Here is a 16688-nt window from a genome sequence, read left to right as displayed (position 1 = left end):
ATGTTCCAACATAATGAAACCCTAGTTTTTAAAGGAATTTCACCGATTTAGAATAGTTCTAAACACCAGTATACGTATGGTTTGCAACATTTTGTAAGCCTTCTACAACATAAGATTCCTCACGTTTTCTTCTTTGGATAGATTTGATACCGCAGTTAAATAACCAAGCACTATCCAAAACCTCAAGCATGAATTATAAGTTCTTTGCTATGAACTCAAACAGGGCCCTATCCCTGTTGTTTTTTATAGCTTTTGTATCGCTGTCCCAAGCACAACTTTCCGTACCATTCGAACCTAGATTGCCAGGTGACAATATGAAGGTAAAAGGAGATTTGGTATATGTGGCCAATAATATTGTGAGCATTGCCAGTAATCCCAATGCGGATTATAATGGTAGTTCCAGTAACCAGAATGTTACCATGAACTACATCGATATTGATGGCGATCCATCCACTTTTAGTTCCAGTAGTGCCGAGTTGAACGCCCCAAGCTGTTCTGCGGTGGTATATGCAGGCCTATATTGGGGTGGTATTTACAGGGATACTAACAGGGACGACCCATACAAACAGGTAAAATTTAAAATTCCCGGAGGTTCTTATGTGGATATAGGCCCCAACAGTGATCCAGAGTTTCAGTATGAACAAATCTATGATAAGGATGGTGACAGGGACGGAGACGGTGTAACGGATCCGGGCATTGTGGATGTAGATTACTTAAGCGGGGTCAATATGACGTCTTATCTTAATTACGCGAATGTCACACATCTACTTTCAGGATTGAGCGACCCTAATGGGGAGTATACCGTGGCCAATGTGGTTGCATCTACGGCAGAGAGCAATGTAAGTGCTGGCTGGACCATGGTGGTTATTTATGAGAACCAGAATTCAACAAGTAAGTATATTTCCACTTTTGATGGGTATGCAGCAATGGGCAGTACCTATTCCCAAACAAACGTGCCTTTCAGCGGTTTTAAAACTGTTCCGGCACCTTTACCGGTCAATGCTGTAATTGGGGCCAGTACAATCGATGGTGACCGCATAAATGGACCAAGTATGCGTTTTAGGGCCAATCCAACCGATAGCTGGACTTATTTGAGCGATGCCATTAACCCTAGCAACAACGTTTTTAACAGTACCATAAGTCACCTCGGAAGCTGGGTTGACACCCGTACTCCCGCCAGTAGGAACACTTTGGGCTGGGATGCGGATATATTGAACCTGCCAAACGCAGGAAATTCTGTGTTGCCCAACGACCATGATAGCGGTGAAGTATTGATCAGTACGTCCAGCGAAGGAGTAATTCTTTTTCTTACCACAGTTGCGGTTGAAATCATCAACCCGGAAATTATAGTAGAGAAAAAGGTAAAAGATCTGGTCGGAAACGATATCACTGGAGATGGTGTCAATCTTGGACAGTCCTTGGAGTATGTTTTACGATTTTGGAACCGTGGTAACGACGATGCTACCAATTTTACCATTCGAGATGTACTTCCTGACAACGTCAATTTAAATAATATTGACCTCTCTGGTGCTCCCGGTGTAACTATGACAACCAGTGGAACGGACCCAGAGGAAATCATTTTCCAAGTACCTGATGGATTGGTCACTCAAGGAGGAAATACTTATGAAATAATCATTCGTGTGGAGGTATCCGATAATTGTCATGATTTTGTCGCAGCCTGTAGTTCTACCATTCATAATACAGCTTACTCAACATATGATGGAGTTACAAGCAACCAGACCATTTCAAACGACCCGAGTGTATCCAATGTAAACAGTTGTGGTTTTGTCACCAATGGGGCAACCAACTTCCTTTTGGATGATTTAACGGATTGTGTTTTTGAAAGTGAAATCCAAATCTGTGGCGCTAGCGCTGAAATTACAGCGGGACAGGGTTATGATACCTATACATGGTACCGCGACCTAAATGAGAATGGACAAATTGATGCCACCGATACGGTGTATACCGACGGAGATGCCGATAACGACCCAACAACGGTAACTGTTACCGAAACAGGCTTTTACTTGGTTAGAAAAGAGTCTGCCAGTTGTGGAACCAATATAGAATCGGTAGAGGTTACCCGTTTTGGAACCACTCAGGTAAACCCGATAATAACGTATTTTAATACCTTAAATGGTGATGCGGATATCACCAATGATATACAAGGTGAAATTGTAACCTGTGCAAACGATGGTTCCCAACTACCACAGATATTTCTTTGTGGAACAAACGATACCCAGGATATTGTCCTAAATATTACCGATGCCCAAGCCATTAGATGGGAAAAATTGGATGAGGCCAGTTGTGCCGCAACCAATCCGGACTGTCCAAATACCCAAATGGGATGTACATGGAACCAAGTGGATTCTGGTAATTCCTTTACCGCTGATACTGGAGGTAGGTATCGATTGGTGTTGTCCTATGCCGGAGGATGTAACAGTATCTTCTATTTTGATGTGTTTCAGAACAATCTTGATTTTGATTACGATACCCAGAACATATTCTGTTCAACAGATGGTCATATAAGAATTAAAAATGTAGGATCAGGATATGGTTACCAATTGGTGGATACATCATCGGAAACTGTATTGGTTTCCTACGCCGATAACAATGGACCCAATTTTAATATCTCAACCCCCGGAACTTACCGTGTTGATTTTACCCAATTGGATCCTATAACTGGAGATCCGTTGGACGGCAGTTGTGTTTTTAGTACCGAAGAGATAGGTATACAGCGCAGGGACCTTAGCATCAACCTAACGACAAATCCAGTAACTTGTTTAGGACAGGGAAGTGTGAGGATACAGGCAACTCAAGCAAGGGCCAACTATGGTTATGTATTATATGAGGATGACGGTTCCGGCAACCCTGGCACCTTTGTCAACCAGAACTTGGCCAATGCCAATAGTGATTTTACTTTTGCAAACCTGAATGCTGGCGACTACGTTGTAGTTGTTCGAACCGATGATGGTTGTGAAGAAACCGAGTCGTTCACCATAGATGAAATTCCCGATCCGGTAGTTACCGCATCAACCACCAAACAAATAACCTGTACAGATGGAACCATTGCTTTGAATGCCTCACAGGGCGACCCAAGTCCATCTTACTTGTATGCCATTTGGGAGAAAAACGGAAGTACATCATACAGCGATATTTCAGACATTCCTTCCATTGAATTTCAAAGGGATACCATAGCACCGGGAGTTTTTAACTTTCCATCTGGCGAACAAGGTACATATCGTTTTGTGGTAGTGGACGGAAACAACTGTTGGTCACTATCCAATGAGGTTGCCATTAATGATTTAGGAGGTCTGACCGTAGCAGCTCCAACTATTGACTCCGAGATTACCTGTGAAGGATCTAATACAGGTCAAGTAACCATGAACGTATCAGGGTCTCAAACCCCATACACCTATAGTATCGATGATTGGGCGACGCAGCAAAGCGACCCGACCTTTGTGAATTTATCACCAGGAACCTATACCATTAGAGTGAGAAGTGCTGATGGTTGTGAAGATAACACAACATTTACGTTGGACGACCCGGAAACATTCAAAGCCAATGCGGGTATTTCCAGTACGGGAACTTGCGATGTTAATGGAAACTCCGAAGTACGGTTTACTAATGTGGAAGGTGGAACCGGACCTTACGAATTCAGTTTTGATGGAGGAAGTTCCTTTATCGCTGACGATCCTATGGATCCATCGGTAAGAATTGGCCTATTGCCACCAGGGAATCATATTTTAGTGGCCAGAGATGCCAGAGGTTGTCAAATTACATTGCCGATAACCATAGATCCACCATTGCCAATTCCAAACTTTGATTTGGATTTAGCTTATGATTGTGATGGTAATGGAAACGTGGTACTGACTCCGGACCAAGGGGTTTACGATTATAGCTATACCATAAATACATCGCCCAGTGCAACAACATCTACCGATGGAACTTTTACTGGTATTGCCCCTGGAACCTATACTATTACGGCAGAATATGCAGAGAGTGACCCGCCAAACCCAAGCGTATTGTTGCTAGAGGACTTCGGGAGCGGACCTACCGTTGATAGTCCTTACGTATTGGGCTATACTTATGAGGATCAGGTTGGTAGTAATACACAAATCAATGATTTTGAATATTCCATAACTAGCTACATCGTATCTCCTTTTGGCCCATGGATAAGGCCAACAGACCATACTTCTGGAGGCTCCGATTCCAATGGTAGATATTTGGTAATCAATGTAGGTTCTCCAGCACCGGGTCAAATAATCTATCAAAAACCAATTAAGGACATTATACCCAATCAAGATATGCGTATTTCCTTCGCGGCAATCAATTTGTTGGGAAGCGGAAGTCAACTAGATCCAGATATCTATGTGCAGATGAGAATACCTGGCACAAGTACTGTAATAGGTGAAGTTCAGACCAATGATATTCCAAAGAACCGAATTTGGAACACCTTTGATTTTACCATAAACCCAGGAGTTCATACCGAACTGGATTTCATTCTGATTTCCAAAAAAATAGGCAATAGCGGTAACGATGTGGCCATCGACGATATTTTGGTAGAACAGGTACCAGAATCTTGTCCAAGAACTATGGATATTCCCGTGGTCATAGAAGCGGGAAATGGCTTTGGCGCCACGGTAATCGGTCATACAGATATTTCTTGTAACGGAGCAAATGATGGCTCCATCACGTTTGAAGTGGAAAATTTTGATGCCACAGCAGGTTTTGAATACTCCATAGACGGGGGTAGCAACTGGATTGCATCAACAACATCGCCGGTAACTACAGCAACGACATTGTCAGGCGGTACCCAAAGCGTAATTGTACGAAAGGCGGATGATACCAGCTGCTCCATTACACTTAACCAAGATATTGACGAGCCAACAGTGCTTGCCATAAATGCCAATATTCTTCAAAATCCAAGTTGTAATGACCCATTGGGAAGTATTGAAGCCACTGTAACAGGAGGTACACCAACCTATCAATACGCTTTGGAAGATGGTGTTGGAGGGTCTATTGTAGCTTTTCCAAACCCAACAGGAAATACGTTTAATGGTCTGGCCGCTGGGGATTATGTGATTGTGGCACGTGATATTTCCGGTTGCGAGGTCAGAAGCGCAATCATAACCTTGGATGCTCCTGATACATTGGCTTACGATGTAGATTACACAAGTTGTTATGATGGCGGCAATAACGCGTCCATCGATATTACGGTAACTTCTGGAAATGGAGGATATCTCTTCCAGATTGATGGCGGTCCGTGGCAAAGTCCCGACCCTAGTACACCAGATTCCTATACCTTTTCAGGATTGGCCAATGGCACCTACGATATTAATGTAAAAGATGCTTTCGGCTGTGAGGATGTAGTAACCCAAGTTACCATTGATGCACAGTTATTGGTAAATGTTATTGCAACGGATGTTAGTAGCTGCGCGGATGGTTCTATCGAAGTTTCAGCCTCAGGAGGTACACCGACTTATGAATATGCTTTTGTACCGACGGGCGGAGACCCAACTGGTTTGTTCTCTTTAACGGATAATTTTTCGGTAGCTTCGGGTAATGAAGGTGATTATGATGTATATGTAAGGGATAATTCTGGTACCGGTCTATATTGTGAATATATAGAAACAGTGACCATAAATCCTGCAACACCATTGACCATGTCAGCAACACCGTCCGACCCTCAATGTCATGATGGGAAGGGTAATATATTGATTGATATAACTTCAGGCATAAGCCCTTATACTATTCAAATTATCGATGTGGATAATGGAGGAGCTTCAAATCGTACCGATACAAATGTGTTGGCGACGAGCAGAACATACTATAATCTTTCACCTGGAAATTATACCATCAACATAACCGATGCCACGGGTTGTACCATTACCGATACGCAGACGCTAAACAATCCTGATGAATTGACTGCGGACACCTTACCTATTTTGCCCTCTAATTGTGATCCAGACCCGAACCTCTATGGCTTTGAGTTTGATAATTATCCTTTGACACTTGATGGAACTCTTGAATTTAGTGGAGATGGAGGTTTGACATGGCAGACGAGTGACACTTTTATGGGAGCAGCCTTTGCATCCGGGACAACTGTAAACCCAGCTATTCGTACCGTTGATGGGTCGAACAACGTAATTTGTGAAAGAGATTTGCCCTCGTTCATTATGCCTTATCCTTTGGATGATCTGGACATTACCATTTCTGCCATAATAGTGGATTGTAATGAGCTTCAGGTAACTGTGCAAGGTGAAGAGGGGCTTGCCCCCTATGAATATGCCTATTCCGAAGACCCGGCAAATTTTGACCCCACAACAGCCACATGGATTCCAGGTGAGAATATTGATAATGAAGGTTTTTCGGTTCCAGCAGGACATGGAAAATTTACATGGACGGGGCTGGTACCCGGACGAACCTATGTCTTCTATGTAAAGGATGACTCCGGTACAGATGGTTGTACAAGGCAAAGTACGGTTAATGTAAATAATATTGCCCCTCCCCCTGTGTCTATCACGAGTGAGGTAACACCTTCTTGTGGCGGTCTTGACAACGGACAAATCACTTACACCATCACAGAAGATACACCTGGACAATTGGGTGGAACATTTGATTGGGAACTTTTCGAAATTTCCAATACTTCTGTACCTGTTAGTTCGGGAACAGTCAGTGGATTCACTTCAGGAGATTCCTTCACCACACCTACAGCTCCATTGTCTGGTCTTGCACCTGGCACATATTATGTAGAAATCCAAGGTGCAGCTCCAAATAATTGTTTTGTTGGAAGTGAAAATGCTATTTTGGCTGAACTTGATCCCATGACAGGCACTTTGAACGTACTGGAAGATATCAGCTGCAATAATCCGGGACTGATTGAAGTACAGAACCCAACTGGCGGCGGTGGTATCTATACCTATACAGTTACAGGACCTGGGTCCTTCTCGACCATAACAGCTACTTCGGACAACCCAATTGAAATTCCTGCAAATTCGCCTGCCGGAACATATACTGTTGAAATCAATGACCAATATGGTGATTGCCCAGTAAGTTTGGGAACAGTGCATTTGGATTTGGCCCCTAATCCAGTAATAGATGGCGTAAGCGTGGAAAATTGCACCATGCCTGCTATGGTTAGGGTAAATAGCTCATCACCAAATATTTTGTATTCCATAGATGGTGGAACCACATATCTCAATAATGGTGGAGTTTTCAATGGAATTACTCCTGGCACCTATATTGTTGCCATAATAGATGACAATGGCTGTTCAGCCACACAATCTGTAACGGTTCACCCGTCCCTCCAAGCAAATGCGCAATTGACCAAACTTATCGATTGTTCCAGTACACCGGATGGCACTATTGAAATCAAAGCGTTACAAGGTTCGGGCAGTTACGATTATTCAGTGGAAAACCTGACCACATCCTTGATGGAGGTGTCAAAGACATCCATGGGAGGTAATTACATTGAATTCCATCCAACGACCGCAGGCGATTATGAAATCAAAGTGTACGTTGATGCTACAACAGACCACGAAGCTTGCGAACGTACATTTACCATAGTGGTTCCTGACCCAATAGAACCGGACTTCACCGCTACACCTACAGATGTTAGCTGTAATGGTGCAAACGATGGAAGCATTGCAGTTAGACAGACCGATAATGGTATCACACCATTGACCTATGAACTTTTAGATAGCGGATTGACCCCAATTCCATCTGGAGGTTTTACTTGGGATGCAACCACAAGGACATTTAACGATTTGGCTCCTGGAGATTACGTGGTGAGGGCAACAGGTACCAATGATTGTACTACGGACATCGTTGTTCCGACAATCAATGAACCAGCCTTGATTACAGTGGCCATTCCTGCAGCTGATGTGGTACAGTTCGGTTGTACTGCAGGCAATAATGATGATAATGCCAGCATAACAGTGAATACATCATCAATTTCGGGAGGGACCGGAACTTATGTTCGATATGAGTTTGTTGACCCATCTAGCAATGTAGTACAAAACGGAAACAACAACCAACTTATAATTTCAAATAGAGCAGGGGGAGTATACACCATCAATGTGTATGATGATACTGGCTGTTTGGGAACCACTACGGCAACGATACGACCATTTGATGAGTTACAGGATGCGACCATCAGTGTGGATTACGATATTTCTTGTGCCAACGGAGGGGAAACCATTACCATAACCGCACAAGGCTTGTTGTCGGATTCCACTACAGGGCCCCACGACTATGAATTTGAAGAAATATCAACGGGCAATACCAACGCTGTCGGAACCTTCACGGGACTACAGGTAGGATTGCATTCCTTCCGAGTAACCAATACAGATACGGGCTGTTCCATAATCGTTACTCACAATGTGGAAGAAATCGAACAGTTCCAAATCAATATGGTCGAAGATGCACCGGTGGTATGTGCTGGTGAAGATGCCCAATATCATTTTGAACTAACAGGAGGATATTCCGGTGGATTTACATGGACCGTTTACAATACAAATGGCACATTGAGTGATACAAGTGACGATACGCAGTATGGTCCTCTAGATAGTGGAACCGGAACAACTAGTGGTAACATTGATTTACCCAAGGGTACTTACCGTGTTGAGGTGGTTCAGACTGATTTCCCATTCTGTACCGAAGAAACTACGATTACCGTAGGCGGAGCAGATGCCGTTTTGGATGCGACCATCAGCGAGATTGGCAATGCGTCCTGCTCAAACGACCAAGGAAGGTTGTCGGTTACGCCAACGGGAGGTATTGCTCCGTACACAATTTCGATACCTTCATTGGGAATATCGCAGACCAATGTGTATAGTTATGTGTTCACCAATTTGAACGACGGAACTTATACCATCGAGGTTACCGATGCTGCAGGTTGTACCAACGACACGCTGAGCGGAACCATTCAGACCGTAGATCCTTTATTGGCGGATATTACACCGGCCACCCAAACATTGGATTGTATCGGTGATTCCGATGGAAGTATTACAGCTACCTTGACCTCAGGAGGCGTAGGAACCGTATTGTATAGATTGAACAGGATTGAGAACGGAAGCACCGTTTCAACCTCTTCTACTCAAACTTCAAGTACCTTTAACAATTTAAGTGCGGGCACCTATTCCATCAACATAAGTGACGATGCAGGATGTACCGTTACAACTGCCGAAGTTGTAATTAATGACCCTACCCCGGTGAGGGCGAATTTGGTTATGTCACGTAGTCTCACTTGTGACACCGATGCCCAATTGACCCTAACGGTTACAGGAGGAACTCCATTTGCTGGAAATGTGTATCAATATAGTACATCAGCATCAGGTCCATATACGGCTATGTCTGGTGGAAACACTCACGTTTTTGATGTAAGTGCCAGCACCGACCCGTATCAATATTATGTTATTGATGCCAATGGTTGTGACCCCGTATTAAGTAGTGGCGTTACCGTAATCGATGTGGTTCCATTGACCGCCCTGGTAGATGAGAATGCAGCCTATGTAACTTGTAATGGTGAAAGCACCGCATCCATTTCCGTAGATGCGGATGGAGGTCTAGGAAATTATGTTTATGGACTGTATCAAGACAGTGCCATGACCATTCCAGTGGCACCGACCAATTCAAACGGCTATTTTGATGGACTTGCGCAAGGTACCTACTATGCAGGAGTGATCAGTGGCGATTGTGAATGGGTATCCGGAGCCATAAATGTTACGGAACCAGCACCTCTTGCAATTACCAGCGATGTTACCGATGTTACCTGTATGGGTGCCGATGATGGTAGCATTGTTCTTGAAGTATTGGGGGGAACAGCAGGCTATCAGTATGCCATTTCACCAAACCTGAATCAATTTGTTGATGAAGGAACATTCACAGATCTTGCGGCCGGTGATTATACGGTGATAGTACAAGATGCCAACGGATGCTTTGAAGTATTGGACTTTACCATTACCCAACCGGATGCATTGACCGTTACATCCACTGCAGAACATGAGATTTGTTTTGGCAGTGAAGATGGTTTGATCAACTTAGAAGTCCAAGGCGGAACAGCCCCATATAGCACAAGCTTGAACTCTAGTCAAGATGAGAATTTTGTAGAGGGACAGATGAGTTATGGCAACCTGGCCAGTGGTGACTACGTAGTATTCATAAGAGATGCGAATGGTTGTATGACGACCGAAATCGTTACCATAAACCCAGGGGTAAACTTGGAAGGTACCGTGGAGGTAGTTTACGAGTGTGATGGCGATTCACCAACGAACTATCTAGATATCAATTTTGAAGACCAAAGTGTGGTTTCAGATCTATTGTACGGCTTGGATTCCAATGATCCTAACGATATGGTATTGACACCCGATTTCACCAACTTGGCACCAGGGCAGCATACCCTTACTGTGGCCCACGCCAACGGTTGTGACCGAACCTTTACTTTTGAAGTGGAAGGGTTTGATCCATTGACCTTGGAATTGAGCAATGACAATATCAACGAGATAACTGCCACCGTCACAGGAGGTAATCCCGACTACACCTTTGAGGTAGATGGGGTGTCTTATGGAAATGACAATACTTTCTTGATTCGTGAAACAGCTACCTATGCTGTTACGGTTACAGATGAAAACGGGTGTAGTGTTACCCAGGAAATTTTTATGGAATTCATAGATATTGAGATTCCAAATTTCTTTACACCAGATGGTGACGGATTGAACGATACTTGGAAACCAAGAAACATCGAAGTATTCCCGAACATTACCATTTCCATTTTTGATAGGTACGGAAGAACCATTTATAAAATGTTGCAGGATACCGACCCATGGGACGGATTCTATAACCAGGCCGATTTACCAACTGGTGATTACTGGTACATCATAAAACTAAATGGCGATGAGGATACCAGGGAATTTGTAGGGCACTTTACCCTGTACAGATAACCACAACTACATATCCAATCAAAGGAATGGGGGCTTTTTCGCCCCCATTTTTTATTATTTGTACCTCCAGCTGGTTAAATCTGCTCCCTGCGGAGCGCTTTCGGCAATACGCTTCATGATTTTGGGCACGTACATTGAATTGTACCTTAAACGGCTGATCGCGTTGGGTTGGTCGGGGTCTCCGTTCCAGCAATGTTCCGCCCTGTCCCCATACAGAACTTCGCCATCATAATAGGGTTCGGTGGTGCTCTCTAAAAAGTCTTCCATCAAATAGACGGCATTGTTCAGATAATAATTGTCCATATCACCGCAATAAATATGGATTTTTCCTTTGAGCTGTGGTCCGAGCTTGTCCCAATCCCTTTCCAGTATATGGCGAAGGTCATAGTTCTCTTTCCAATATTCTGCCACTTCGTGGTCTATATCCCCTGTCATTTTATCCCAGATTCGAACAGGATAACCATCATCGCCCTGCGGGGAATAAGTGGCTTCCCAAATATCCCATTGTTGCCCTGAACGTGATTTATCACCCAATACAAGTTCCAAATGGTTGCCCTGTCTTAAGGTAGACTGTATATCACCCAAATAGTTTCGATGGGAAGGAACCTCCAGCTTTTTGTGAGCGGAATCATAATAGTAAGCATTCTCATCTTCATAAATGTTGGTAAGGCAGTATGCCCTAAAATCGATGGGATCCGGGCAGGCAGCAAAGCAACCGTTGTATTCCTCCGGATATTTGACCTGAACGGCCAAGGCTTCCCAGCCACCTGTGGATCCTCCATATAAAAATCGGGACCATCCTTCGCCCATGCCTCGGAACTGTTTTTCGATTTCCGGGATAAGTTCGTAGGTAATGGCGTCCCCATATGGGCCTTGACTGGCCGAGTTTACTGCGTAGGAGTCATCATAATAAGGAGTGGGATGCTGTATCTCGATAATAAGGAAGCGGGGAAAATCGGGCTCGTTCCATCTTTGATAAAAATCATAGGCTTCTTGTTGTTGAATAATATTATAACCCTCCAAACCAAAACGGGCAGAATACTCCGGTTCAAGGTTCGGGTCGGGAGGTGTAGTCCTAAAACCTCCAAAATTACTGGGAAAATGCCCGTGAAATACCATTAATGGGTATTTGGCCTCTGGATGTTCATCAAAACCTTTGGGCAATAATACGTGTGCGCCCAAATACATATCCCTACCGTAGAATTCCGATAATTTTTCCGACTTGATTTTAATATGTTTTATCCACTCGGTATCTTCAGGTTCGGGGATGGCAGGAATTTCTTGATCCATGACAACCGAAACATTTTCAATACCGTTCTCACCAACCGTTATTTTAAACGGTTTACTGTATAAATTCCCGGGAGAAGTGTTCCAATGCTGTCCTTCACCGTTGTCCATAGGAAGTTTTACGGTATGTCCTGTGGATAAATTAAAAGTTTCGTAGACATGCAAAAGGGCTTGGACATTGTACTCACCTGAAGGGACATCTGATAAACTAGGGTAGGGATAGCCAAAAATGGATTCATCAAAAGTAATGGATTGTCCTGGAGTCATATTTTCAACATTCATCCCGAAGATCAGTTGGGTATTTAGACCATCGTTGATTTGAAAACGAGGTTCTTTACTATCATCGGTTGAAAGCATCAACAACAATCGGCCGTCTTTGTTTTCAGGGCTAATGGATTCATTAAAACTAACAGTAATATCATATTTTGATTTTTCGGGTTGATTGCAGGAGGTCAATACCAATGCACAGCTACAAAAAAGAAAGAGGTATTTGTTCATATAGGTTGGTTTTTAAATGATTAAGGTACTCCATTTTCGACATAAACGAAAGGTTGCCGACTTTTTACAGATGAAATTCGGGAATCAAAAAATGGAAGGGTGAGACCGACCATCAAACCCCTTTTTGATTTTCTACTTTAAAAAGGGATTTCTATCATGCATGTTCCTCGCCGAATATTCCCATATATCCTCATCTTTTAAAAAAAACATCTCCTTTTTTCCCTTAGATATCAGCCCTTTAAGAAAAACCTGACATATATCATCTTTTAGGAAAACCCTGTAATAGATCTTTGACCTAACAAAAACCAAAAACTATGCAATATCATACAACACATCGGCAATCGCTTTTAAAAACAGTTATCCTTTGGATATCATTTACTCTGGTTCCCTTGGCACTTTCAGCACAAAATTTTAAGCTGAACAATGGAGAAGGAGAAGTTAAAGTGACAGGAACTTCTACCCTACATGATTGGGAAGAGGTTGCGGAGCAAAAATCGGGAACAATCGTTTTGGACAACACTGGAGAGTTGCCAAAAATCAGCTCCCTAAAGTTTATAGTGGAGTCCGAAAGCCTAAAAAGTGGTAAGGGTGCCATGGACAAGAATACCTATAAGGCTTTGGAGACAAAAGATTACAAGGAAATAGTATTTGAGCTCAAAAGCGTGAAGAGTATATCTCCGGTGACATCAGCTTCCAACAAATACAAAGTGGTTGCTACCGGTAGCTTGACGATTGCCGGAAGCACAAATACGATAGATCTTCCTTTCAATTTGACCATCCATGAAGGAAAGATATTGTTGGAAGGTAAAAAGGGTCTTAAAATGACCGATTATAAAATTGAACCTCCAAAAGCTCTTTTGGGCACCATCACTACCGGTGATGAAATAGAGGTTCACTACAACACAGTTTGGAAATAATTTAACCTTAATACTCAACTAATAAATATACAACGATGAAAAAATACGCAAAATACGGATTATTGGCTGCTGCTTTCTTAGTGGGCCTTATGGGATATTCCCAAAACCGAAATCTTGACAACTTCCGTTCACCCGATAAAGATGGAGTGAATGTATTTGAAGCCCCAAAAGATACCGTTTCCACTTTTGATGGAATTAAGGTAAGGGTAGGAGGGTCATCTACACTTCAATTTCAAGCTATTGATCATGAGAACTCTGGAGCTGTGGAACTTATCCCGATCGGCGACAACTTTAACTTGGCAACCGCCAACTTGGATTTAGACGTGGCATTGGCCAAAGGTGTGAGAATGCACTTAAGAACTTATTTATCATCTCGTCACCACCCAGAACCATATGTTAAAGGAGGTTATTTTCAAGTAGACAACTTGGACTTCATCAGTCCTGGATTCTTGGAAGAAACCATGAAGTATTTGACCATTAAAGTGGGTCATATGGAAAACAACTATGGTGATGCACACTTCAGAAGAACCGATAATGCCCAAGCGATGCACAACCCATTTGTTGGTAACTTGATTATGGATGCGTTTACCACTGAGGTGGGTGGTGAAGTTTACTTCAGAAAAAATGGATTCCTTGCCATGTTCGGACTTTCCAATGGTAAGTTGAACCAAGCGGTGAACAATCCAGAAACTACCGGAGCTTCAATATTGGCAAAATTGGGATACGATGCCAAAGTTGGTGAGGATTTGAGGTTGAGACTTACAGGTTCTATGTACAGTACAGGCAAATCAGGTAACGTGTACCTATACAGTGCAGACCGTTCAGGGTCCAGATACTATTTGGTAATGGAGGACACCGAGGCGTCAACTTCCGGGAACTTTAGATCAGGTAGATATAACCCCGGTCTTAGAAATGAGATCACTGCCTTTATGATCAACCCATTTGTGAAGTATAAAGGATTGGAATTCTTTGGAACTTTTGAGACCGCTTCAGGAAAAGCTGATGCCGAAACAGAGGACAGAACCGCCACGCAATTGGCAGGTGAACTGATCTACAGATTCGGGGGCAGTGAGAACTTTTTCTTAGGAACTCGTTACAACACCGTAACATCCGACGACCCATCAGGATCAGAGATTACCATTGACAGGTTCCAGTTGGGCGGAGGTGTATTCTTGACCAAGAACATTTTGGCCAAAATAGAATATGTAAACCAACAATACGATGGTTACGATACCACAAGTATCTTCCACGAAGGGGAGTTCAAAGGACTTCTATTGGAAGCTGTCATCAGTTTCTAACCGATACAATTGATTTTAAAGGGCCTGGGACAGCAATGTCCTAGGTCTTTACCCTTAAAACTAGTATTTTAGTTACCATGTTGACCTCAATGCCACATATCACAAAAACTATATTCTTCGGATTACTTTTTTTTATCGGGCTAAGCTTCAACGACCCCGAAAGAGAAACCAAGGTGAGGGTAGCCTCGGAAAGCGAGGTGGTGATTTCGGGTACTACCAATGTAAATCAGTTTAGTTGCGTATACAATTTAGAGGAACTGGAAATGCCCATCCGTTTGATCTACGATGAAAAATCCGAGCATATCGTCTTTAAAAATGCAGAACTGAAATTGGTGAACGATTGTTTTGATTGTGGCGGAAAGGCCATCAACAAAGATTTTAAGGAATTGCTCAAAACAGAACGGCATCCAAAGGTAAACTTGAGACTACTCTACGTAGACCCTCCTGCAGCAAATAAAGGAAGGGTAGATGTAGGTTTGGAAATAGAAATAGCAGGGGTTAAGCGTACTATTGAGACTCAGCTCTATTGTGAACAAACAAAAAACATTCAGGTTAAGGGAACCTTGGAGCTCAAATTGAGTGATTTTGAACTGGAACCACCTAAAAAAATGTTGGGCATGATCAAGGTAGACAACGAAATCAAGGTTAATTTGGCCATACAAATGAGCGAGATATAGAATTATCTGTTTTTTCTGGTAATGAAGAATCCGTTGAGTACATAATTGCTTAACGGATTTTTTAGTTTTACCCATATTTCATAAAACCAATAATCAGTATCTTGTAACCACATAGAAACTAAAATTAACTTCAAACTTTAATGATGAAAAAAATACTAGTTACAAAAGGGATTCTTGCTCTGGTCTCAATGTTTTTTGCTACAACATTTTATGCTCAGGAGAGCTTTGGTGGACTTGCCCTTTATACCGTACGAGAAAATATGGGAGAAGATGCAAAGGCGACCTTGCAGAAAGTTGCTGATGCAGGTTATGCCTACATTGAAGCAGCAGGCTATGCAGATGGAAAATTTTATGGAATGACCCCGCAGGATTTTAAATCTTATGTGGAAAGTCTTGGACTGACTCCGGTAAGCACACACATGGGAGGTGTTACGTTGGAAAATGCGGATCAGCAGATAGCGGATACAAAGGCAGCTGGGTTTGAATATTTTACTATTCCGGTACCACCTATGGGCATGTTTACTTTTGATCCAGAGAACCGTACTATGGGTATGAAAGGCACCATGGAAGACTTTGCTGAAATTTTGACCACAATCGGGAAAAAATGTGAAGCAGCCGGTTTAAAACTGCTTTACCACAACCACGATTTTGAGTACAAGGACAATGAAGATGGAATAAAACCAATTGTTTATTTGTTGGAGAATACCGATTCAAAATATGTCAACTTTCAAATGGACCTGTATTGGGTAACCAGAGCGGAAGCAGACCCAGTATCCTATTTTGAAAAATATCCAGGACGCTTTAAATTATGGCACGTTAAAGATATGGACGAAGAAGGTAAGTTTGCTCCAGTAGGTGAAGGTACCATCGATTTTAAAAGGATTTTGGATAAAAAGGACACCTCTGGAATGGAAAAGTATTTTGTTGAGCAAGATATGACTTGGGACAAAAAACCTTTGGAGGTTATCAAAATTAGCCATAAGGGGCTGAAAGAGATAGGTTTCAAATAAAAAATACGGTAACCGATTGTGATGTCATTTGATAAAAATGGCAAGAAATCAAAAAAATATT

General features: G+C 42.6%; 6 protein-coding genes. 5 read left to right on the top strand and 1 reads right to left on the bottom strand.

Features of this window, described 5'->3' with window-relative positions:
- The first annotated feature begins 188 nt into the window (after positions 1-188).
- Positions 189-10940 carry a T9SS type B sorting domain-containing protein gene (locus DCK90_RS01215; RefSeq protein ID WP_159075724.1) on the top strand — a complete coding sequence of 3584 codons (10752 nt, stop codon included), beginning with the start codon at positions 189-191 and terminating at the stop codon, positions 10938-10940.
- 54 nt (positions 10941-10994) lie between these two features.
- Here the strand turns inward: DCK90_RS01215 and DCK90_RS01210 are convergent, their stop codons facing one another.
- A complete protein-coding gene (locus DCK90_RS01210; protein WP_108244346.1) occupies positions 10995-12725 on the bottom strand; it encodes an alpha/beta hydrolase-fold protein in 1731 nt (576 codons plus the stop codon).
- A 314-nt stretch (positions 12726-13039) separates the two neighbouring features.
- Here DCK90_RS01210 and DCK90_RS01205 point away from each other — a divergent pair, with 314 nt between their 5' ends.
- The 4 genes from DCK90_RS01205 to DCK90_RS01190 all read left to right on the top strand — a co-directional run bounded on the left by DCK90_RS01205 (position 13040) and on the right by DCK90_RS01190 (position 16627).
- On the top strand, positions 13040-13642 hold the full coding sequence (locus tag DCK90_RS01205) for a YceI family protein (protein WP_108244345.1): 603 nt from the start codon (positions 13040-13042) through the stop codon (positions 13640-13642).
- A 35-nt stretch (positions 13643-13677) separates the two neighbouring features.
- Positions 13678-14940, top strand: a complete 1263-nt coding sequence (locus DCK90_RS01200; RefSeq protein WP_108244344.1) for a hypothetical protein — start codon at positions 13678-13680, stop codon at positions 14938-14940.
- 89 nt (positions 14941-15029) lie between these two features.
- Positions 15030-15617: a YceI family protein gene (locus DCK90_RS01195; protein WP_159075723.1), complete on the top strand. Its 588-nt coding sequence runs from the start codon at positions 15030-15032 to the stop codon at positions 15615-15617.
- Between the two features lie 143 nt (positions 15618-15760).
- On the top strand, positions 15761-16627 hold the full coding sequence (locus DCK90_RS01190; protein ID WP_108244342.1) for a sugar phosphate isomerase/epimerase family protein: 867 nt from the start codon (positions 15761-15763) through the stop codon (positions 16625-16627).
- Positions 16628-16688: the final 61 nt, after the last annotated feature.

Source organism: Muricauda brasiliensis (assembly GCF_003057865.1).
GTDB lineage: Bacteria > Bacteroidota > Bacteroidia > Flavobacteriales > Flavobacteriaceae > Flagellimonas > Flagellimonas chongwuensis.
Note: the sequence above shows the minus strand (reverse complement) of the source record. Positions and strands in the feature narration are given on the sequence as shown.

Coding starts and splice junctions, on each gene's coding strand:
- DCK90_RS01215 (WP_159075724.1), top strand. CDS start 189: ATGAATTATAAGTTCTTTGCTATGAACTCAAACAGGGCCCTATCCCTG.
- DCK90_RS01210 (WP_108244346.1), bottom strand. CDS start 12,725: ATGAACAAATACCTCTTTCTTTTTTGTAGCTGTGCATTGGTATTGACC.
- DCK90_RS01205 (WP_108244345.1), top strand. CDS start 13,040: ATGCAATATCATACAACACATCGGCAATCGCTTTTAAAAACAGTTATC.
- DCK90_RS01200 (WP_108244344.1), top strand. CDS start 13,678: ATGAAAAAATACGCAAAATACGGATTATTGGCTGCTGCTTTCTTAGTG.
- DCK90_RS01195 (WP_159075723.1), top strand. CDS start 15,030: ATGCCACATATCACAAAAACTATATTCTTCGGATTACTTTTTTTTATC.
- DCK90_RS01190 (WP_108244342.1), top strand. CDS start 15,761: ATGAAAAAAATACTAGTTACAAAAGGGATTCTTGCTCTGGTCTCAATG.